Annotated in this window: 11 protein-coding genes and 1 riboswitch; of the genes, 5 read left to right on the forward strand and 6 right to left on the reverse strand. The window is 65.4% G+C overall.

The genetic code is table 11. The features are described from left to right. Positions 1–10 precede the first annotated feature (10 nt). Positions 11–628, forward strand: a complete 618-nt coding sequence (locus BMZ70_RS27180) for a Crp/Fnr family transcriptional regulator (protein ID WP_229205617.1) — start codon at positions 11–13, stop codon at positions 626–628. A gap of 48 nt (positions 629–676) precedes the next feature. Here BMZ70_RS27180 and panD read toward each other — a convergent pair whose 3' ends face one another. Next, on the reverse strand, positions 677–1,036 hold the full coding sequence (gene panD / locus BMZ70_RS27185; protein ID WP_092281484.1) for an aspartate 1-decarboxylase: 360 nt from the start codon (positions 1,034–1,036) through the stop codon (positions 677–679). A gap of 156 nt (positions 1,037–1,192) precedes the next feature. Between panD and BMZ70_RS27190 the strand changes: the two genes are divergently transcribed. Beyond that, positions 1,193–2,908: a diguanylate cyclase gene (locus tag BMZ70_RS27190; protein ID WP_092281486.1), complete on the forward strand. Its 1,716-nt coding sequence runs from the start codon at positions 1,193–1,195 to the stop codon at positions 2,906–2,908. A 4-nt stretch (positions 2,909–2,912) separates the two neighbouring features. Here the strand turns inward: BMZ70_RS27190 and BMZ70_RS27195 are convergent, their stop codons facing one another. Both BMZ70_RS27195 and BMZ70_RS27200 read right to left on the reverse strand, forming a co-directional pair. After that, complete coding sequence (locus BMZ70_RS27195; protein WP_092281488.1) at positions 2,913–4,472, reverse strand: serine hydrolase; 1,560 nt, start codon at positions 4,470–4,472, stop codon at positions 2,913–2,915. Continuing rightward, positions 4,469–6,310: a M1 family metallopeptidase gene (locus BMZ70_RS27200; RefSeq protein WP_092281536.1), complete on the reverse strand. Its 1,842-nt coding sequence runs from the start codon at positions 6,308–6,310 to the stop codon at positions 4,469–4,471. Before BMZ70_RS27200 ends, BMZ70_RS27195 begins: the two co-directional genes overlap by 4 nt. A gap of 73 nt (positions 6,311–6,383) precedes the next feature. After that, positions 6,384–6,567, forward strand: a riboswitch (yybP-ykoY riboswitch). A gap of 11 nt (positions 6,568–6,578) precedes the next feature. Between BMZ70_RS27200 and BMZ70_RS27205 the strand changes: the two genes are divergently transcribed. Continuing rightward, the gene (locus BMZ70_RS27205; RefSeq protein WP_092281490.1) at positions 6,579–7,154 is read left to right on the forward strand and encodes a TMEM165/GDT1 family protein; all 576 of its coding nucleotides are present in this window, start codon (positions 6,579–6,581) and stop codon (positions 7,152–7,154) included. Here the strand turns inward: BMZ70_RS27205 and BMZ70_RS27210 are convergent. The 3 genes from BMZ70_RS27210 to BMZ70_RS27220 form a co-directional block, all read right to left on the reverse strand. After that, a complete protein-coding gene (locus tag BMZ70_RS27210) occupies positions 7,143–15,833 on the reverse strand; it encodes a glycoside hydrolase family 94 protein (protein ID WP_373922570.1) in 8,691 nt (2,896 codons plus the stop codon). The genes BMZ70_RS27205 and BMZ70_RS27210 overlap by 12 nt on opposite strands. A gap of 96 nt (positions 15,834–15,929) precedes the next feature. After that, positions 15,930–16,892: a DUF4351 domain-containing protein gene (locus tag BMZ70_RS27215; RefSeq protein WP_165403579.1), complete on the reverse strand. Its 963-nt coding sequence runs from the start codon at positions 16,890–16,892 to the stop codon at positions 15,930–15,932. Positions 16,893–17,004: 112 nt separating this feature from the next. Further along, complete coding sequence (locus tag BMZ70_RS27220; protein ID WP_092281494.1) at positions 17,005–19,083, reverse strand: aminotransferase class V-fold PLP-dependent enzyme; 2,079 nt, start codon at positions 19,081–19,083, stop codon at positions 17,005–17,007. Between the two features lie 99 nt (positions 19,084–19,182). Between BMZ70_RS27220 and BMZ70_RS27225 the strand changes: the two genes are divergently transcribed. Together BMZ70_RS27225 and BMZ70_RS27230 are read left to right on the forward strand one after the other, a co-directional pair. After that, a complete protein-coding gene (locus tag BMZ70_RS27225; RefSeq protein WP_092281496.1) occupies positions 19,183–19,659 on the forward strand; it encodes an Lrp/AsnC family transcriptional regulator in 477 nt (158 codons plus the stop codon). Between the two features lie 39 nt (positions 19,660–19,698). Next, positions 19,699–20,871 carry an HPP family protein gene (locus BMZ70_RS27230; protein WP_092281498.1) on the forward strand — a complete coding sequence of 391 codons (1,173 nt, stop codon included), beginning with the start codon at positions 19,699–19,701 and terminating at the stop codon, positions 20,869–20,871. Positions 20,872–20,909: the final 38 nt, after the last annotated feature.

Raw genomic sequence — 20,909 nt, forward strand, 5'->3', positions numbered from 1 at the left:
ACCACTGAGTATGAGCAACGCATTCCTAGAACACCGCGCGAAATACCGCGAAGCCGTGTCCCGCCGCTACGGCGTGACGCCCGAACTGTACGATGAAGCGTCGCGCCTGTTGGCGCCGCTGGCCACGCCCTTCAGCCTGCGCAAGGGCGAGTTCCTGCAGCGCATCGGCGTGCCGGCACAGTATGTGCACTGGCTGCACAGCGGCGTGGCGCGTACCGGCTTCATCACCGAGTCCGGCAACGAAGTCACGCTGCACTTCCAGACCGACGGCGAGCCGGTGGCCGCGCATGACGACTTGCTGCGTTCGCGCGATGCCGAACCGGCGTTGAATTTTGTGGTGGCCGAGACCGCGATCCACGGCTACCGCCTGGACTGGTCCGAAGTGAGCGCCGTGTACCAGCAGAACAGCCAGCTGCGCGACTACTACCTCGCGGCGGCGCAGAACAGCATCATCGAGCAGAGCCGCCGCCTGTACCTGAACGCCTCGCCGGCGCAGGGCCGCCTGAACGCCTTCCGCCGCGAGTACCCGGGGCTGGAGCAGCGCATCTCGCAGAAAGTGGTGGCGTCCTTCCTCGGCATCACGCCGCAGTACATGTCGCAGCTGCTGCGCCAGGACGGCAGCAAGTAAGCGAAAAAAAAGCCCAGCGTTTGCCGGGCCTCCTCTTGAAACAGCAGATTATTTCTTCATCGAAGTAATCTTGTTGTTTTCATCCACGAACGCCACTTTCGGCGTGTAGGTCTCGATTTCCTGGTCGGTCATCGGACCGTAGGTGCAGATGATCAGCAGGTCGCCCAGCTGCGCCTTGCGGGCCGCCGCGCCGTTCAGCGAAATCTCGCCGCTGCCGCGCTTGCCTGGAATGGCGTAGGTGGCGAAACGCTCGCCATTGTTCACGTTGTACAGTTCGATCTGCTCGTTGACCTTGATGTCGACCGCTTCCAGCAGGTCGACGTCGATCCCGCACGAACCTTCGTAGTGCAGGTCGGCCTGGGTCACCGTCACGCGGTGCAGCTTGGAGCGCAGCATAATACGTTGCATCGTCTTCTTCCCTCGATAGTAATGATTCAAACTTTGCATCCTGTCCACGCAACGGCAGCGACGCGAGGCCGGCATTGTACCATCTTGTCCCCGCCACTAGCCGCAGCAGCAGGCTTTGTGGCATATTGCCTCTAGTAAAAGTCTTCTACTATTTTCATGAAACTCACCCGCCTGCTAACCCTGTCGACCGCCGTGCTGGCGGCGCTGGTGATTGGCATGCTGAGCCACATTACGCGCGACGCCTGGCTGCACTACGAGCACACCAATACCGGTCTGCAGGCGCTGCGCCTGACGCAGCGCGCGATGGTGGCGGCGGAAAAGCTGGCCTACGAGCGCGGCCCCGTCAACGCCGTGCTGGGCGACCAGCAGCCGGCCGATCCCGCGTTGCAGGAGCGGCTGCTGCGGGCGCGGGCCGCCACCGACCTGGCGCTGCTGCAACTGGAACGCGAACTGCAGGCTGACATCGGGGCGCCGCATCCGGTGGGGATGGCGCCGCTGTACCGCGCGCTGGCTGCGGCGCGCACCACGGTCGACCAACTGGCCGCGCTGCCGCCGGACGGACGCTCGGCAGCGCGGCTGGGCGGCGCGGTCGGCCAGATGTTTGCGCTGGTGCCGCTGGCGCTGGACGCGGTGACCGGCTACACACTGGCCTCCGAACGCGCCTACCCGCGCATCGCCCGCACGCTGATCAAAGCGCGCTATGCGGTCGAGCTGCGCGAGTATGCGGGCCGGCAGGGCTCCGTGCTGACGGTGGCGCTGGCCATGCGCCAACCGCTCACGGAGGCCGACTACGCACAACTGCAAGCGCTGCGTGGCCGCGTGACCCAATTGCGCCAGCAAATGCTCACGCCTGGCGATGGCAGTTCGCCTGAGTTGATCGCGGCCATCGCGCGCGTGGACGAGGTATCGCTGGGCGCCGGCCAACGGCTGGTGCAGGCGGTCGAACAAGCCAGCCGCGCGGGCCGCGACTATGGCCTGGACACCGGCCAGTTCGTCCAACGCTATGTGCCGGCCATGTCGCCGATCCTGGCGCTGCGCGATGAGCTGCTGCGCGAGGCGCAGGAGCAGGCCGGGCGCGATCACGAACACGCGCGCTATGAACTGCTGATTGCCAGCCTGTCGGGCGTGGCCATCCTGCTGGCGTTGACGCTGCTGATCCTGATCGTGAGGCGGCGCGTGGTGGTGCCGGTGTTGCGCGCCACGCGCGCGGTGATCCGGCTGGGAAATGGCGACTACTCGCGCGACCCCAGCGGCTCATCGCGGCAGGATGAAATCGGCGACATGCTGCGCGCGCTGTCCACGCTGCGCACCAACAGCATCGAGCGGCAGCAGCTGGAACTGGAGCGCCAGCACCTGATCCAGGAGCTGCGCCTGCGCGCCGATACCGACTACCTGACCGGCATCCTGAACCGCCGCGCCTTCACCTCGGCCGGCGCCAAGCGGCTGCGCCATGCTTACGACTGCAACGCCTCGCAGTCATTGCTGCTGTTCGATATCGATCATTTCAAGATGGTCAACGATACCTACGGCCATGAGGCGGGCGATCTGGTGTTGAAGCGGGTGGTGGCGCTGGTGCGCGACCAGCTGCGCGACGGCGAGCTGGTGGCCCGCCACGGCGGCGAAGAGTTTGTAGTGATGCCGGCGCACTGCAGCCCGCAGCAGGCCATGCTGCTGGCGGAACGGCTGCGCAAGGCGATCGCCGACGCGCCGATCGAACTGGCTGACGGCCGCGCCTTGCAGGTGACCGCCAGCTTCGGCGTCGCCAGCGCCAGCGGACCAGTGGCCTCGCTGGACAATCTGCTGCACGCGGCCGACCAGGCGCTGTACAGCGCCAAGCACAAGGGCCGCAACCGCGTCGAGAGCGCGGCCTAGCTGGTTAAGGGCTGGTCATCACCGGCGTGAAGTTCAGGTCGCGGAAGTCGTAGCTGAAATCCGTTTCGGTGGAGATGGGTGCCATCTTCATGCGCTCAATACTGCCGTCCGGATTCAGCGCGAAGGTCACGTAGGCGTCGGCGTTGAAGTTGCGCTCTTTCCAGCGCACGATGAAGCTGTCGTGCTGGAAGTGCTCCAGTTCCCCGCTCAGGTCCGGCGTGCCGGCAAACCGCATGATGCGCTTGCCGCCCTCCTCGCGGATGCTCACCTTGCCGTACCACGCATCCTCATACTCGCCATCGTAGGCCGACAGCGGCAGCGACGGTTTCGAGTCCGCCGCGCGCGCGGTCTGCTCCTTGCCCTGGCGCGTCAGCTCTTCCTTGTGCGCGGCCGCTTCCTGGTCCGCATACAGCTGGATCCAGTCAGTCGGTTGCACCTTCAGGTACTGATCGAGGATGCGATAGTACAGCGACGACATGGCCGGGCTGTTCTCCGCATTGGTCAGGATGGCGATGCCGAGCTTCTCCTCCGGCACCATCAGCACCAGCGAATAAAAGCCTTGCAGCGCGCCGGTGTGCAGCACCACTTTGCGGCCCTTGTAGTCGCGCAGCTGGAAACCCAGGCCATAGGCAAAGAAGTTGGCCTTGGTCGCGGCCAGCGGCGGCTTGGGTTCGCGGATGGGCATCGGCGTTTGCGCGGTCCACATCTCGGCCGCCTGTCTGGCGCTCAACAGCTGCTTGCCGTTCTCCATTTTGCCTTGGTTGAGCAGCACCGTCATCCAGCGCGCGATGTCTTCGGCGTTGGTGTTGATGCCCACCGCGCCACCGGCGTTCGGCACCGGCATCGGCTTCACGACGGCGATCTGCTCCCCGATCTTGCTGTGCGGCGAAGCGTAGTCGCTGGTGGCGCGCATGTCGGCCACGCTGGTGTTGGTGGCGCTCATGCCCAGCGGCGTGAAGATGCGGTCGCGCATCGCTTCGCCCCACGGCTTGCCATCCTTGTCGGCGATGATCTTGCCGGCCACGATGTACAGCAGATTGTCATACGCGTAGCTGGCGCGGAAGCTGGTGGCCGGCTTGATGTAGCGCAGCCTGGCGATGATGTCATCACTGCTGAAGGTGGAACTCGGCCACCACAGCAAATCGCCGGCGCCCAGACCAAGGCCGCTGCGATGCACCAGCAGGTCGCGCACCGTCATCTGGCCGGTCACATACGAGTCGTACATCTGGAAGCCCGGCAGGTGTTTGGTGACGGGATCGTCCCATGCCAGCTTGCCCTCGTCGACCAGCATCGCCAGGCCCGCAGCGGTGAAGCCCTTGGAGTTGGAGGCGATTTCAAACAGCGTCTTGCCGTCCACCGGTGCAGGCTCGCCCAGCTTGCGCACGCCGTAGCCCTTGGCCGTCACCAGCTTGCCATCCTTGACGATGGCGACCGCCATGCCCGGCACGTCGAAGGTTTTCAATACCCGGTTGGCATCAGCATCGAGATTGAATGCCGGCGCTGCATATGCCCCCACGGCAGCCAGCGCGAACGCGGCCGCCACAAAAGTCTGGTTCAGTTTCATTGCTTCTTGAATGCCTTGTCGACTGCCACTTGCGTGATCGGGTGATAGTGCGAACGCGCCTTGCTGTACAAGGTCTTGGCCCAGTCCTTCTCGTTCGGATTGGCCAACAGCGCTTTGTACAGCGGCACCACGTACAGGCGGCGGCCGACGCTCATCAGGAATTTCTCCAGCGGTTCGCGCACGTTGTAGCCAGCCTTCACCGACGACAGGTAGAAGCGGTAGGCGATTTCGTTGTTGCCGCTCTTGCCCAGGCCGAAGGTCTGGTCCAGTTCCTGCATCTGCGCGGCGCTGGCCTTGCCGTCGATGTCGTTCAGGAAGTGCATCCACTCCAGCGCCACCCAGCTCTTGGCGTTCAGCTGCGCGGTTGGCAGTTCGCCTTTCAGCCATGCGGTGCGCTGCGTGTCCACAGCGGCGAAACGCGGCGAGGCTTCGCGCTTGGCGGTGGCGGGAATGCCAGGGCTGTACAGCCATTCATCGAGCTCGCTGGCCGACATGAATTCCGGATGCGCATCCAGCAGGTTTTTCTTCAGGTAGGAGACAAATTCGTCGGTGGTGGCCGACTGGAAGGCGTGCGAGTCGAACCAGCCGCGCAGGAACGGGTCGAACAGCTCGCGGCCGGCGCGCTGCTCCAGCGTGTGCAGGAACCATGCGCCTTTCGGATAAATCAGGCTGCCGTCTGCGTAGACCGATGGATCGGTGTCCGGGCCGCGCGTGGCCAATGCCTGCTTGGCTGCCGGGATAGTCGCCAGCGATGCCAACGCCTGCTCCTGTTCCACCTGCTGCTGCATTTGCGCGAACTCGGCGCCGTACAGTTTTTCGACGATGCGGGTGGTAACGTAGGTGGTGAAGCCTTCGTTCATCCAGGTGTACTTCCAGGAGGCGTTGGTCACCAGGTTGCCGGACCACGAGTGCGCCAGTTCATGCGCGATCAAGTCGTTCAGGCTGCGGTCGCCGGCGATCATGGTCGGCGTGAGGAAGGTCATGCGCGGATTTTCCATGCCGCCGTACGGGAACGATGGCGGCAGCACGATCATGTCGTAACGCTCCCAGCGATACGGGCCGTACAGGCCTTCCGCCGCGTCGATCATTTTTTCGGTGTCGCCCAGTTCATAGGCGGCCGCTTCGATGCGCGCCGGTTCGGCGTAGACGGCGGTGCGCGGGCCGAGGTTGCGCACTTCGATTTCGCCGATGGCGATGGCCAGCAGGTAGGATGGAATCGGCTGCGCCATCTTGAATTTCCAGCCGCCGGCGCCGGTCGATTGCTGGTCGTTCTCGGCGCTCATCACCACGCGCAGGCCGGCCGGTGCTTCAATGCGGGCGCTGTAGGTGAAGCGCACGGCAGGCGTATCCTGGATCGGCGCCCACGAGCGGGCGTTGATGTCCTGCGACTGGCTGAACATGAATGGACGCTTGCCGGACATGGTCTGCTCCGGCGCCATCCACTGCAGCGCGGCGGCCGACGGCGCGGTGCGGTAGTACACGCGCACTTTCTGCGGCTGGAACGGCAGGGCGATGCGCAGCGCGCGGCCCTTCTCGGCATTCAGCTTGTCGAGCATGAAGGAGGCGGCGGTCCATTTGCCGTTGGCGGCCAGCACCTGCACCTTGGCGATGTTGAGTTCATTGGTGTCCAGCACCAGCGTGCGGGCGGACTTGTCGATCCAGTTCAGCGTCAGCTCGGCGTAGCCGGACAGGATCTTGTGGCTGAAGTCTGCTTTCAGGTCGAGATGCAAATCGGTGGTGCGGACCTGGTCGTAGCGGGCATAGCTCAGCGGATCGGCGTGAGCGGCGAGCGACATGCATGCGGATAGCACGAAGGCGGCGAGAGTCTTCTTGATCATGGTCTTACTTTCAATGTTTTGCTGGATCGCCGAGCAGAATATCACAGCCATGTTTCTGGCATGTGTTAGAATCCGGGCCGTAATTGGGGAGTAGTCGGCTTGCGCCTCCCCGGCGCAAGAACCTGTGTCAACATAATCGGTCCGCAGACCGTGGTGCAGGTGGCTGTAAGGCTTGACGAGACCATGATCATTGCGCGGCCATGTAGGGCCGGAGCCGCGCTTGGTCATTGGTTTTTCGTATCCGGCCCGCTAACCTTACGCATACATCATGGAAGCCTTCCTCGTCTCTACCGGCATCGTCGCCCTCGCAGAAATCGGCGACAAAACCCAACTGCTCGCTTTTGTACTCGCCGCCCGGTTCCGCCGCCCGCTGCCGATTGTCGCCGGTATCTTCGTCGCCACCATTGCCAACCACGCCTTTGCCGCCGCCGTCGGCGCCTGGATCACCAGTTTGATGGGGCCAGACCTGCTGCGCTGGGTGCTGGGCGTCTCCTTCCTGGCGATGGCCGCGTGGACGCTGGTGCCCGATAAGCTGGACGACGACGAGGCCGAACTGGCCAGGTACGGCGTGTTCCTCACCACCCTGATCGCTTTCTTCCTGGCCGAGATGGGCGACAAGACGCAGGTCGCCACCGTGGCGCTGGCGGCGCGCTATCACGGCATCGTCGCCGTGGTGTGCGGCACCACGCTGGGCATGATGCTGGCGAACGTGCCGGCCGTGTACTTCGGCGACAAGATCGCCAACCGCGTCTCGCTCAAACTGGTGCACGGCATCGCCGCGCTGATCTTCGCCGCGCTGGGCGCGGCGACCTTGCTGGGCGCCGGCGCGAGCTTAGGCGTTTAAGGCTGGCGGCGATGCCGGCGATACCGGCGGCGGCGCAGGCAGCAGCAGCTCCACCTGCCGCACGCCGCCGCTGTCCCGCAGTTCGATCATCAGGTCGTGCTGCGGCACGCCATCCACCGTCAGTAGCGGCGTCGCCGTGCCGTTGCGCACCACGCGGATTTCGTAGCTGGTGCCGGCGTGGCGGTAGGTCAGCTTGAAGCCACTCCACTCCGGCGGCATGCGCGGCTCCAGCTTGAGGTGCGTGGCGGTGCGCGTGAGGCCCAGCAGCGATTCAAGCAGCAGCCGGTACATCCAGCCGGACGAACCGGTGTACCAGCTCCAGCCGCCGCGCCCCACGTGCGGCGCCACCGCATACACGTCGGCCGTCACCACGTACGGTTCGACCTTGTAGCGCGCGCTCTTCTCCGGCGTGGCGGCATGCTGCACCGGATTGATCATGCGCGCCAGTTCCCATGCACGTTCGGTTTCGCCCAGTCGCGCAAACGCCATCGCGGTCCAGATGGCGGCATGCGTGTACTGGCCGCCGTTCTCGCGCACGCCCGGCACGTAGCCGCGTATGTAGCCGGGATTCGGCCCGGCCTTGTCGAACGGCGGATCGAGCAATTGGATGATGCCGGAATCGCGCCGCACCAGGCGCTGATTGACCTGCTCCATCGCACCGCGTACGCGCACCGGATCGGCGGCGCCAGACAGCACGCCCCAGCTTTGCGAAATCGAATCGATCTGGCATTCCTCGTTGGTGTGCGATCCCAGCGGCGTGCCGTCGTCGAAATAGGCGCGGCGATACCACTCGCCATCCCAGGCGTTTTGCTCGACGTTGGCGGCAATGCTGCGCGCCTGTTCGCGGCACTCGGCGGCGAACGCCTCGTCGTGCCGCAAGTCCGCCACCTCGGCGAAGCGCTGCAGCACTTCGCACAGGAAGAAGGCCAGCCACACGCTCTCCCCTTTGCCATGCTCGCCCACCTTGTCCATGCCGTCGTTCCAGTCGCAGGAGCCGATCAGCGGCAGGCCGTGCTGGCCGAAGCGCAGGCCGTTGCGGATGGCGCGCACGCAGTGGTCGTACAGCGTGCCCTGCTCGCCCGAGCGGGCCGGCAAATCGTAGTAGGAGTCCTCTTCCGGCTTGACCGGGCGGCCTTCCAGATAAGCCACGCTTTCATCGAGGACGGCGCTGTCGCCGGTGGCGGAGACGTAGCGCCATGCGCCCAGCGGCAGCCAGAGATAATCGTCCGAGCAGTGCGTGCGCACGCCGCGATCCGATGGCGGATGCCACCAGTGCTGCACATCGCCTTCCAGGAATTGATGCGCGGCGCAGAGCAGCAGTTGATCGCGCAGCAGCTGCGGCTGCGTGTGGATGGTGGCCATCGCGTCCTGCAGCTGGTCGCGGAAACCGAACGCGCCGCCCGACTGGTAGTAGCCGCTGCGCGCCCAGATGCGGCAGGCGATGGTCTGGTACATCAGCCAGCCGTTGGCGAGGACGTCCAGCTCCGGCTCCGGCGTCTCGACGCGCACCGCGCTCAACACCTCGTTCCAGTGCGCGTGCACGGCGGCCAGCGCTTCATGCGCCGCTCCGGCGCTGCGGTGTTTCTGTACCAGGCTGCTGGCGTCGGCATTGCGTCGTCCGCCCACGCCCAGCACGAACACGATCTCGCGCTCCTGCCCCGGCAGCAGATCGAACGGCGCCTGGATCGCGCCGCAAGCGTCCAGCCCCGCGCCGATCTTGCCCGACAGGCGCGCGCGCCGCAGCGCCGCCGGCTCCTCCAGCGTGCCGTTGCGGCCCATGAATTCCGTGCGGTCGCCACTGACGGTGCGCAGCGTGGCGTCGCAATCGAAGAAGGCCACGCGGCCGCCGAACTCCGTGTTGTAGGCGTTGCGGGCAAACAGCGCGCCGCTGACCGGGTCCGCTTCCGTAATGACGTGCATGCCCGATTTGGAACGCATGTCGCCCAGCACCCACTCGACATAGCCGAAGACCGACAGGCGGCGCTGCACCAGCGAATCGTTGCGCACCTTGAGCACGGTGTACTTGAGCGGCGCGTCGATGGCGACGAAGGTGGTCATCTCGCTGTGGATACCAGTCTCGATATGCTCGAACACGCTGTAGCCAAAGCCATGCCGCGTGATGTACACGCCATTGCCGCGCACCGGCAAGGCGGTCGGCGACCAGAACTGGCCGCTCTGTTCATCGCGCAGGTAGAAGGCCTCGCCGCCGCTGTCGCTGACCGGATCGTTGTGCCACGGCGTGATGCGGAATTCGTGCGCGTTCTCGTGCCATGTATAGGCTTGCCCGCTCTCCGAGATCACGCTGCCAAACTGCGGATTGGCCAGCACATTGGACCACGGCGCCGGCGTGCGCTGGGTGTCGCTGGTGGTGATGACATATTCGCGCCCGTCCGGCGTGAAGCCGCCGATGCCGTTTTCCAGCACCAGCCCGCGCGCCGGATGCACGTGCGGCCCGGCGTCCGCATACTCGCCGCGGTTGTCGACCAGCAGCGGCGACATGCGCATCGCCGCCGGGGCCGGGCGCTTGATCTGCTCGGCCAGCGTGCCGCGCGCGTCGCTGATGATGGCGCGCGCCACCGATTGCAGCAGCACCCTGTCCTCGTTGGCGATCTGGTCGGCCAGCCGCACGAAGATGCCGCCCGGGCGGTCGATGGCCTGGGCGTCGATGCCGGAGGCGATCAGCCCCATGATCTGGTCGTGCAAGGCCTGGCGGTAGCCGGATTGGTCTTCGTACCAGATCACCAGGTCCACCACCAGCCCTTTCAAACGCCAGTAGGCGTGCGCCTGCACCATCTGGCGCGCCAGTTCGATGTTGGCCGGGTCCTTGATCTGCAGCAGCACGATCGGCAGGTCGCCCGAAATCGCATACGCCCACAGGCCGGACTGGCCGCGCTGGTTTTTCATCAGCGTGCCGGCGTCGGCGCGTAGCGCGGCGTTCGGGTAGATCACCGAGTTGGCGAGGCGGCCGTACAGCTGCGCGTCGGCCTCGCTGGCGTTCAGCTGGCGCAGCACCACCTGGCTGTGGGTCCACGCCAGTTCGAACACGCGGTCGGCCATGTGGCGGTCCTGGTATTTGTCGATCAGGTGCAGCGCGGTCTCGCGCTGCTCGGTCATGCCGGTGACGATGTCCACCGTCGCAAACTGGTCGGGCTGCAGGGTGACGGTGTAGCGGATCGCCACCACCGGATCGAGCACCGAACCTTCTGCCCCGCTCAACGGCCCTTCTTGCAGCATGGCGTCCGGCGCGGCGGCGGTGTTGCCGCGCCCGATGAAGCGCGAGCGGTCGGTCTCGAACGAGATGTCGTGCACCGGCGCGTCGTGCACCATCATCGAATGCATCAGCCACGGCATGACTTCGCCCTGCCCGCGCGGGCGGCGCGTGCACAGGATGGCGTTTTCATCGCGCAGGATCTGGGTCTGCACAAACAGCTTGCTGAAGGCCGGATGCGCATTGTCGGCGGCGGCCGGCGCCATCACCACTTCGGCGAAGCTGGTCACTTCGATGGTGCGCACGCGGTCGCTCTTGTTGGTGATGCGGGTGCGGCGCAATTCGATGTCGTCTTCCGGCGAGACCACGATTTCGGTGTACAGGTCGATGTGGCGGTCGCTGCGGCGGAACTCGGCGCGGCCTTCGGAGAAGATCACTTCGAACTTGAGCGGGTCGACCAGTGTCGGCTGATAGGTGGTGGACCAGAATGCGCCATCGTCGACGTCGCGCACGTAGCAGAAGTTGCCCCAGTTGTCGCGCGTGCTGTCCTCGCGCCAGCGCGTCACCGCCAGATCTTTCCAGCGGCTGTAGCTGCCGCCGGCGTTGGTGACCATCACGTGGTAGCGGCCATTCGACAGCAGCTGGGTTTCAGGCACCGGCGTCGAGGCCTGCGTCAGGATCCGCATCGGCATCGACTGGTCGGGCGTGGTGGTGCGGATGGCCGCCTGGTCGGAGGAATTGGAATAGAAGGCGCCCACTTGCGGACTGCGCTCCTGCAGCACCAGCAGCGCCGATTGCAGCAGCGGATCGGACTCGAAGCGGCGCTGCATCGGCCGGTCGTGCAGCAGGTAGCTCAGGGCCAGCAGCCCCATGCCCTGATGGTGCACCATGAAGGACCGGATCACGGCGCAGCTTTGCCCGCGCGGCAGGCGCGAGGTGGTGTAGTCGATCGCTTCGTAGAAGCCGTAGCGGCCCATGAAGCCCAGTTCCGCCATCTTCTGCAGGTTGGCGCAGGAGGCTTCCGGCTGCACCATCAATCCCATCATGCTGGCGTACGGCGCAATCACCAGGTCGTCGGCCAGGCCGCGCTTCATGCCCAGCCCCGGCACGCCGAACGCGCGGTACTGGTAATTGAGGCTGGCGTCCACCGTGTTGTAGCCGGATTCGGAAATCCCCCACGGCACGTTGCGGCGCTTGCCGTAGTCGATTTGCGCGTCGATCACCGAATGGTAGGTTTGATCGAGCAGCGTGCTTGGATAGTTCGGCATCACCAGCAGCGGCATCAGGTATTCGAACATCGAGCCGCTCCACGACAGCAGCACCGGCTTGCCGGAGACGATGCACAGCTGGCGGCCCAGCGCAAACCAGTGCTCCTGCGGCAGCTGTCCCTGCGCGATGGCGACGAAGCTGGCGAGGCGTACTTCGGACGCCAGCAGGTCGTAGTAGCTGGCGTCCAGCCGGCGCTCGCTGACGTTGTAGCCGATCGCCAGCAGGTTGGTGGTCGGGTTGTACAGGAAGCCATATTCCAGCTGGGCGAACGCGCCGCAGCGCTGTGCCAGGTCCGCCAGCGCGCGCATGCGTTCGTGCGCGGCGTTGCTGCCTTGCTCGAACAGCTGCGCCAGTCGCTGCTGGCGTTCGCGTTCGGCCGGCGCCAGATCATTGACGGCGACGGCGGCGCTGGCACGTGCCAGGCCGGCCAGTTCGCGCAAGGTCGGCATGCGCGTCATGCTGGTGTCGAAGACGGCGCCGTCGGGCAGCGCGGCCCACGGCGTCAGGGCGGCCAGTTCATCCAGCGCGGCCTGGCATTGCTGTATCAGCGACTGGCACCAGGCGGCGCCGGCCTCGCTGTGGGAGGTGGCGTTCGGCAGGAACTGCTCCGCCGTTGCGGCGACGCGCAGCAGCCAGGCGTGCAGCTGCTGTAGATTGGCGGCGTCCGGTGCCGGCATCAAGGCATTCAGCAAGGTGCTGGCGCCGGCCTCGCTGAGCGTTTCGTCCAGCACGCGCGCGGTGGTGGCGACGCCCTCGACGATGGACGGGCCGAGCACCGGCGCGTCGTACAAGCCGGTCAGGCCGGGCTGCAATGTCAACAGGTGGCCGGCCAGGTTGCCGCTGTCCACGGTCGAGACGTAGATCGGATGCAGCGGCTTGAGGGTTTGCGTATCGTACCAGTTGTAGAAATGGCCCTGGTAGCGTTCCAGTTTGTCCATGCTGTCGAGCGTGCTGCCGGTGCGCGCCATCAGCTGCGCCACCGTGATGTAGCCGAAGTCGCAGGCCGTCAGGTTGGCCAGCAAGGCCATGCCGATGTTGGTGGGCGAGGTGCGATGCGCCACCACTTGCGCCGGGTGCTCCTGCATATTATCGGGTGGCAGCCAGTTGTCCTCCGGGCCGACGAAGCGCTCGAAATAGCCCCAGGTGCGGCGCGCCAGCGCGTGCAGGAATTGCTGCTGCTCGGCCGAGAGCTGCGCGTGCTTGCGGGCGATGGGACGGCTGATCCAGTCGGCCAGCGCCGGCGCCACCAGCCACGCCAGCAGGAACAGCGCGGCCGACGGCAGGCTGGCCGGGCGCCATCCCAGCAGCGCGCCGCCGACGAACAGCGCCAGCACCGGCGAGATCCACATGGTGCGCCAGGTGCTGGCCGCGCCCTCGGCCTGCCGCACCAGCGCCGAAGCGCGCCATTCCAGCAGGCGGCGGTGCGACACCTGCGTGCGCCACAGGGCGCGCAGGATGGCGTCCAGGCTGAACCAGGCCTCGTAGGGCAGGAACACCAGCATCAGCACGGCGTGCGCGAACTGCAGCCCACCGCGCCGCAGCACCGCGCGGATATGCTGGCTCCACAAGGTGTCGCGCGGACGGCGGCACAAATCATGCAGCAGGCTGGCCAGCGGCGGCACGAAAATCACCGCCAGCACGGCGCTGGTCCACATCCACGGCGACGGCAGCCAGCGCCACGCGGTGATCAGCGACAGCACCAGCGCCGGCGCGGTCAGGCTGCGGCGCAGATTGTCAAACAGCTTCCAGCGCGACAGCAGCGACAGCGGATTTTTTTCGCGCCTGCCGCCGCGTCCCGGCACGCGGCCGGCCAGCCAGCCGACCAGTTGCCAGTCGCCGCGGATCCAGCGCTGGCGGCGGCTGACGTCTTCGCTGTAGCGCGCCGGATATTCCTCGTACAGCTGGCCGTCGCTCAGCAGGCCGGCGCGCAGGTAGCAGCCTTCCAGCAGGTCGTGGCTGAGGATTTTGTTCTCCGGCAGGCGGCCGCCCAGCACTTGCTCGAACACGTCGACATCGTAGATGCCTTTGCCGATGAAGGAGCCTTCAAAGAACACGTCCTGGTACACGTCCGACACGGTGCGCGTGTAGGGGTCGATCCCCGGCTCGCCGCCGCACAGTTTTTCGTAGCGCGAGGCCTGCTCGCTCGGCAGGCTGACCGCCACCCGCGGCTGCAGGATGCCGTAGCCTTCGGTCACGCGGCCGCGCTGCATGTCGACGCGCGGCCGGTTGAGGGGGTGCTGCATGGTGGCGATGAATTGCGCGGCGGCGTCGCGCGGCAGCTGGGTGTCGGTGTCCAGCGTGATGACGTAGCGGATGCTTTCCAGGTCGCTGGTGTCGCCCAGCGCCAGCGCGAATTTGTCGCGCGCGCCGCCGCGCAGGTAGCGGTTCAGGTCTTCCAGCTTGCCGCGTTTGCGCTCATAGCCGATCCACACGCCTTCCTGCGGATTCCACAGGCGCGGGCGATGCAGCAGCAGGAAGGGCTGGCTGTCGCTGTATTTGTGATTGAGGTGCGTGGTGCAGCGCTTCAAGTGTTCGATCAGCGCGTCGTCGCCGGGCAGCTTTTCGGCGCGGGCGTCGGCGAAGTCGGTCAGCACGCAAAACTTCAGGTTGGGATCGCGGTTGGCCAGGAAACGGACCTCCATCTGCTCGAACAGGCTGTCGATATTCTCCTTGCTGTAGACCAGCGTCGGCACCACCACCAGCGTGCGGGCGTCGGCCGGGATGCCGTCCTTGTAGTCCATGCGCGGCAAGGGATTGGGCCGCGTCACCAGCGTGGCGAACCAGTTCACCAGGCTGAGCGCCAGCTGGCTGCTGCCCAACAGCGCCAGCACGCCCAACGCCACCAGCATGAAACCGTGCACGCCGTGGAAGGCGGCGCGCTCCAGCAGCAGCGCGGTGCACACCAGCGCAATCGCGGCGATGGCGCCAAGGTAGGACGTGAGCGGCGAGGCGCGCGACGTGTGCTGCAAGGCTTCCAGCCACGGACGGCGCATGCCGGTCTGCCGTTCCAGCGCGGCCAGGCCGCCGCCGATCAGGTAGAAGCCCACGTGGCCGTGGCGGGCATCGCCGCTGCCGTGGTGGTCCAGCGCCAGCTGCAAGGCTTGCTGCGCCACTTCCACTTCCGAGTAACGCGAGCGCTTGGCGATTTTTTCAATCGCGTGGCGATACTGGTCGCGGGTGGCGAATTCCATTTTGCCGTAGATGTCGGCCGGGTCCTGGCGCAGGGTTTGTTCGACCACGCTCATGGTCTCGACGAACTCCTGCCAATCCATCGTGCCGAGGAAGCGCAGGCTGCCGATGCTGTTGGCGATCGACACCTGCTCGGCGGCCTGCTGCTGGATCTCGGCCTGGATCTGCTGCTCGATGGTCTGGCCGGATTCGGCCAGGCGATGGGTGATCCAGGTCAGCGCCAGCGTCAGCGCCGGGCTTTGTCCCTGCAGGCGGCGCGCCAGTTCGGCCACGAAGGCGCTGGTGATGGGCGGATTGGAGCGCGCCATGTCGGCCACCAGCAGGATCAGGCCGCTGGGATTTTTTTCCGCGATGTCGGTCATCTGGTCGGCCCAGCTGTTGGCGAGGTCGCGCTGGATGCGGTTCTCGGCCACGCGCGCGGCCACGCGACGCAGGTTTTCGATCAGCGCCAGCCGCAGCATGATGGGAATCGCCCACAGCTCGCCCAGCTTGAGCGTGGCCACTTCCTGGTAGGCGTCGACAAAGCGGCACAGCGATTCCGGATCGACGCGGCCATCGCCGTGGGCGATGATTTCCAGCGCGATCTGGTACACGCGCGGGCAGCCGTCCGGCGCGCCCTTGCCAAGGCGCGGCAGCTCCTTGCTGTAGTCCTTGGGCAGGTGGCGGCGCGCGATGCGGATCTGTTCTTCGATCAGGTAGAAATTATCGAGCAGCCATTCCGAGGCCGGCGTGATCTGGCGGCTGTCCTTGACGGCGGCGGTCAGCTCGTCGCAGGTGGCGCTGATGACGGCGGCGTTTTCCGCCAGCCGCGACAGCAGGCGGTCGCGCCCGCCGCGCTTGCTTAGCTCGTGATGGCGGGCCAGCGTCTTGCCGTGCGCCGCCATTTGCGCCACGCTGAATAGTTCCGCCCGCAGCGGCAGGTCGTCATCGTCTTCGTCCGATAGCAGGGCACCCGAAGGCGATTCACGAAAGCCGAGCGCCAGCTCGCGCAGCAGGGAATGGAACGTGTTCAACTTTGACCTCGCTTCGATTCTTGCGAATCGCAGTATGTGTCAGCGCATGGTAAGGCGGCGCACAGAAAAAGACTGTGCGCTGACGTACACACGAGGTCAGCCGAAGACTTGTTTCAGCGATTGCGCCCCCGCCAGCGCGTCGCTCCAGGCTTCCACCTGCGCGACACTGGCCTTGGCCAGCTTACGCCGGACAGTTTGCGGCAGCGGCCCGAAGCGCTGCGTCAGCAAGCGCTCCAACAGTGCAGCCGCACCTTCCGTGCGCCCCTCCGCCCGGCCTTGTTCAAGACCTTGTTCAAGACCCTGTTCAAGACCTTGCTCAAGCCCCTGTTCCCGGCCTTTCTTAATGCCATCATCAAAGAACATTTGTTCCAGTGGGTTGAGCAATTTCATGTCGCGCTCCTTTTCCAATCGAAGGACAGCTTGCCAATAGCGCCGCTGATACGGCTCAGGCAGCACCATCATCCAGTTGATCGCATTGAATAAAACCATTATGCGCCTGTCGCTCCAACCATGTCGGAACAATAGCCTGGTTAGGTGCAGCTTGGCGGCGTAGCGTTTGCGAGGATGATGTTGGGTCTGCTGCGTGCGCCAGTGTGCTAGCGTGAACCACGCAACCGGATTGTCCGAAGCCGCCAACGCATCCACGTCGCGGACGCAATCCAGCAGCTTGGCGGTAGTAAAAGTATAGGTCCTGGCATTGCCCCGCACGCGCTCGCGAAAGCTGCGAGGACGCCAGCTAGGGTCTGTATCGGCCAGCAACACCATGCTGGTCACTGGTTGCCTGCACGCCTTGCCGATGCGGTAGTTGTAATCGTGCACGCGCCGGGCCAACGACGCATCGCGCTGCGTTTGGATTTCAATATGGAGTAACAGTCGTTGTTGACGGCCCTCACACATGAAGATCTCAACCAACATGTCCGCTACCATCAGGTCCGGCGCTGTGCCGATACCGAATCCTGCCAGCTCCTTGTCGCAAAAGCGCGGCCGCTGCGTCCAGTCGATGTGGGCGCTGAACTCAGGAAAGTAAAAATCCATGAAGGGATGGAAAGCATGCGTCAATACGGCTTTCCAAGGCAGATCGTATCGGGCAGGCTGAGCGGAATTCGGCATCCGCCCAGTCTGCCGTCATATCACGCCGCCATGTCTGACAAAAAACAAAGTAGCGCCGACTTTACGCCGCCAGCAGCAGCGGGTTGGACAAAGCGAGACCGCCGTTGAGGCTGTAGGCTTGCTGGTGACCGAGGCGGCGCAGCAGTTGCGCGGCCTTCATGCTGCGGTTGCCGCTGCGGCAGAAGAACACCAGCGGAGTGCGCTCGGCGCGCAGCCATACGCTGGCGTGCTCGGCCAGGCGGCTGAGCGGCACGCTGACAGCGGCGCGGCCGGCCAGCGATGGCGCCACGGTGGCAGCGAATTCATACGGCTCGCGCACATCGACCAGGCGGGCGTCCGGATGGGCTTGCAAGAAGGCTTCCAGCGCAGCGCGGTCGAGCTGCGCGTCGGCAGCGATGCTGGCCACCGGTGCGGCGATGGTACAGAACTGGTTGGCCTCATCGCGGGTCGGACACAACAGGGTTTGCTCGCCACTGACCGCGCGCAAACCCTGCAAGGCAGGACGCGCGCTGAACGCAAAGCGCACCGAAGCCACCGGCAAGGCACCGCCGTGTACCGTGCCCAGCAGGTAGGCGCGCAACTCGTCGCCGCTGCCGCACGGTACGCAGGCCAACACTTGTTCACCCAGCGCAATAGCGGCGGCGCGGGCGCCATTGTCGAGCGCGATGCTGGCGGCTTGCTGCGGCCAGCCGTATTCATCGGCTTCCACCTGGCGGTTGTAATGGCGGCCCAGCGCGTCGATCAGCATGGCGCGGCCGGCATTCGGCAGGGTGCTGACGATGGCTTGCACCTGATAGTTCTGGCAGCGCACATACGACTCGATGCGCGCCACATGATCCGGCAGCGGATCGATGACGATGCAGCTGCGGCTGGCGGCGTCCAGCACCATCCAGCTGCACGCGCCCTCCACGCCCAGTTGCAGCAAGCCGTCCTGCGGCGCGGCGCTGCGTTCGGATGGAATCAGGCAACTGGCGCGCAAGGCCGCGCCGCAGCGTTCGATGCGTTCGCAGGCGGCGGCAATGGTGGTCTCGTCGGCCAGCGGACCGAACGACATGCGGATCGCGCCGGCGCTGCGCCACAGCGGCAGGCCCATCGCATCCAGCACATAGCTCGGGGCCGCTTTGGACGAGGAACAGGCGCTGCCGGCGCTGACGCGCACCTCGGCCGCGTCGAACACATCCATCAACTCGCGGCTGGACAAGCCCGGCACGGAGAAGTTCAGCGTGGTCGGCAAGGCCTTGTCGAACGGGTTGTTGAACACCACGCCCGGCAACGCGGCGCGCAGGCTATCGGCCAGACGTGCGCGGAAGCCGCACAGTTCGGCGGCGCTGCGGAAGGTGTCGCCGCGCTCCAGCGCCGCCAGCACTGCGCCCAGCGCGGCAATGCCGGCCATGTTTTCAGTGCCCGAGCGCTGGCCCGCTTCCTGCCCGCCGCCCATGATCAATGGCGTGAACGGCGCACCGGCACGCACGTACAGCATGCCGATGCCTTTCGGCGCATACAGTTTATGCCCGGAGAACGGCGCGTAATCGATGCGGGTAGACGACAGATCCAGTTTGAGCTTGCCCAGCGCCTGCACGCAGTCGACCAGCCACAGCGCCTTGCTGCCTTCCAGCGCGGCGGCAATGCCGGCCAGGTCGCTGACGACGCCGGTTTCATTGTTGGCCGCCATCGTACACACCATCGCCGCTTGCGGTGCGACTTCGCGCAGCGCGTTAAGGCGGTGGGCACCGTCGTGATCGACCGGCAGCTTGTGCAGCGTCAGGTTCAGGCCCAGCAGGCGGTTCCAGTGCGCCAGGCTTTCCGGCACGGCTTTGTGTTCGGTGGCGCCGTAGACCAGCAGCGCGCCGATGGCCTCGCCCGCATCACGGCGCTCACGCAGCGACACCAGCGCGGACAGCACGGCGGTCTGGATGCCTTCGGTGGCGCCGCTGTTGAACATCAGGCGGCCACTACCCACGCCCAGCAGGCGCACGGCGCAGGCGCGCGCCTCGTCGAGCATGGCTTTGGCTTGCAGCCCGGTGGCGTGCGTGCTGCTCGGATTGCCGTAGCGCTGGCGCATGGCGTCGGTGGCCGCTGCGATGGCGGCAGGCAGGACAACGCTGGTGGCGTTGCTGTCGAGATAGATTTCGGTATTCATGCGTATAGCTTACGCACTGGTGCTGAAATAAACATACCAAAGTATCGCCTTAATGCCTAATATGTAGATATTTCATGCTTCCATTAATCGATTCTTAGAATGAACCAACTTGACCGCTACGATTACGCTATCCTCGACGCCTTGCAACGCGACGGCACCCTGTCCGTCGCCCAGCTCAGCGAGCAGATCGGCCTGTCCTCGACGCCGTGCTGGAAGCGCCTGCGGCGGCTGGAAGAGGAAGGCTTTATCGAGAACCGGGTGGCCATCATCAACCGTCGCAAGGTTGGCCTGCCGGTGACGGTATTTGTCAGCATCCGCATCACCCAGCACGACGAAAACTGGTTCGCGCGCTTTGCCGATGCCGTGGCGGCCTTGCCGGAAGTGCAGGAATTCCACCGCATGAGCGGCGACGTTGATTACCTGTTAAAGGTGGTTACCAGCGATATTGAAGGATATGACCGCTTTTACAAGAAATTGATCAAATCCGTGCAGCTCAACGGCGTGTCCTCGGCGTTTTCAATGGAGCAGATCAAGATCACCACCTCCCTCCCCCTGGGGCTGGTCTCGCACCAATAAAGTGCGATAATGCATCTTTTTAAATACTTGATTAAGCCCATGCGCGCCCTGTTTGCCAGCTGGCTGCCCAGCCCCGCCACCGCCAACCGCCGTGAACAATTGCGCGCCGCCGTCGGCGCCCTGCTCGGCATCATGCTCACCGCCATCGTCAGCAAGGCGCTGCTGCAATCGACCCATGCCGCCGCATTCCTGGTCGCGCCGATCGGCGCCTCCTCCGTGCTGCTGTTTGCGCTGCCGGCCAGTCCGCTGGCGCAGCCGTGGTCCGTGATCGGCGGCAACGTCATCAGCGGGCTGGTGGGTGTGGCCTGCGTGCGCTGGCTGGGCCACGCCCTGCCCTTGCCGCTGCTGGCTGGTGTCGCTTGCGGCGGCGCGATTGCCGCCATGTTCATGATGCGCTGCCTGCATCCGCCCGGCGGCGCGGTGGCGCTGACCACCGTGATCGGCGGCGCCGCCGTGCAGGCGGCCGGCTTCGAATTCGTGCTGATGACGGTACTGGCCGACTCCGTGCTGCTGGTACTGATGGCCATTACCTACAACAACCTGACCGGCCGCAGCTATCCACACCAGCAGCAGAATCCGCACATCAATCCGCACGCCACCAAGGATGCGGTGCCGACCGTGCGCCTGGGCTTCAAGCCGGAGGACCTGGACGCCGTGCTGCAACAGCACAACCAGGTGCTGGACATCAGCCGCGACGATCTCGAATCGCTGTTCATGCAGACCGAGCAGCGCGCCTACCAGCGCCGCTTCGGCATCATCAATTGCGCAGACATCATGTCGCGCGACACCATCAGCGCCGAATTCGGCACCGGGCTGGCGGCAGCCTGGCAGCAAATGCGCAGCCACCGCGTGGCGGCGCTGCCGGTGCTGAACCGGGCGCGCCGCGTGATCGGCATCGTCACCCAGAGCGACTTCCTCGAACACGGCGGACTGGACGATTACGGCAGCATCCGCCAGCAACTGCAGCGTTTCCTGCGCAAGAGCGGCGTCACCCACACCGAAAAAGCTGAAGTGGTGGGCCAGATCATGAGCGCCCACCCGACCACCGCGCGGGTCGACACACCGATCGTCGACCTGGTGCCGCTGATGGCGGACTCTGGCTTCCACCACATCCCGATCGTTGATCAAGAACAGCGATTTGTCGGCATCGTCACCCAGTCGGACCTGGTGGCGGCACTGTACGAAAGCCGCTTCGCGGAAGCGGCCGCCTAAAAAAAAGGCCGCGCACGTGGCGCGGCCAATGGCGTAGA

The sequence above is a fragment of the Duganella sp. CF402 genome (genome assembly GCF_900109645.1).
In the GTDB taxonomy this organism is placed as follows: domain Bacteria; phylum Pseudomonadota; class Gammaproteobacteria; order Burkholderiales; family Burkholderiaceae_D; genus Rugamonas.

Bases quoted from the DNA above. Each gene is read 5' to 3' on its own strand.
- BMZ70_RS27180 (WP_229205617.1), top strand. From the start codon at position 11: ATGAGCAACGCATTCCTAGAACACCGCGCGAAATACCGCGAAGCCGTG.
- panD (WP_092281484.1), bottom strand. From the start codon at position 1,036: ATGCAACGTATTATGCTGCGCTCCAAGCTGCACCGCGTGACGGTGACC.
- BMZ70_RS27190 (WP_092281486.1), top strand. From the start codon at position 1,193: ATGAAACTCACCCGCCTGCTAACCCTGTCGACCGCCGTGCTGGCGGCG.
- BMZ70_RS27195 (WP_092281488.1), bottom strand. From the start codon at position 4,472: ATGAAACTGAACCAGACTTTTGTGGCGGCCGCGTTCGCGCTGGCTGCC.
- BMZ70_RS27200 (WP_092281536.1), bottom strand. From the start codon at position 6,310: ATGATCAAGAAGACTCTCGCCGCCTTCGTGCTATCCGCATGCATGTCG.
- BMZ70_RS27205 (WP_092281490.1), top strand. From the start codon at position 6,579: ATGGAAGCCTTCCTCGTCTCTACCGGCATCGTCGCCCTCGCAGAAATC.
- BMZ70_RS27220 (WP_092281494.1), bottom strand. From the start codon at position 19,083: ATGAATACCGAAATCTATCTCGACAGCAACGCCACCAGCGTTGTCCTG.
- BMZ70_RS27225 (WP_092281496.1), top strand. From the start codon at position 19,183: ATGAACCAACTTGACCGCTACGATTACGCTATCCTCGACGCCTTGCAA.
- BMZ70_RS27230 (WP_092281498.1), top strand. From the start codon at position 19,699: ATGCGCGCCCTGTTTGCCAGCTGGCTGCCCAGCCCCGCCACCGCCAAC.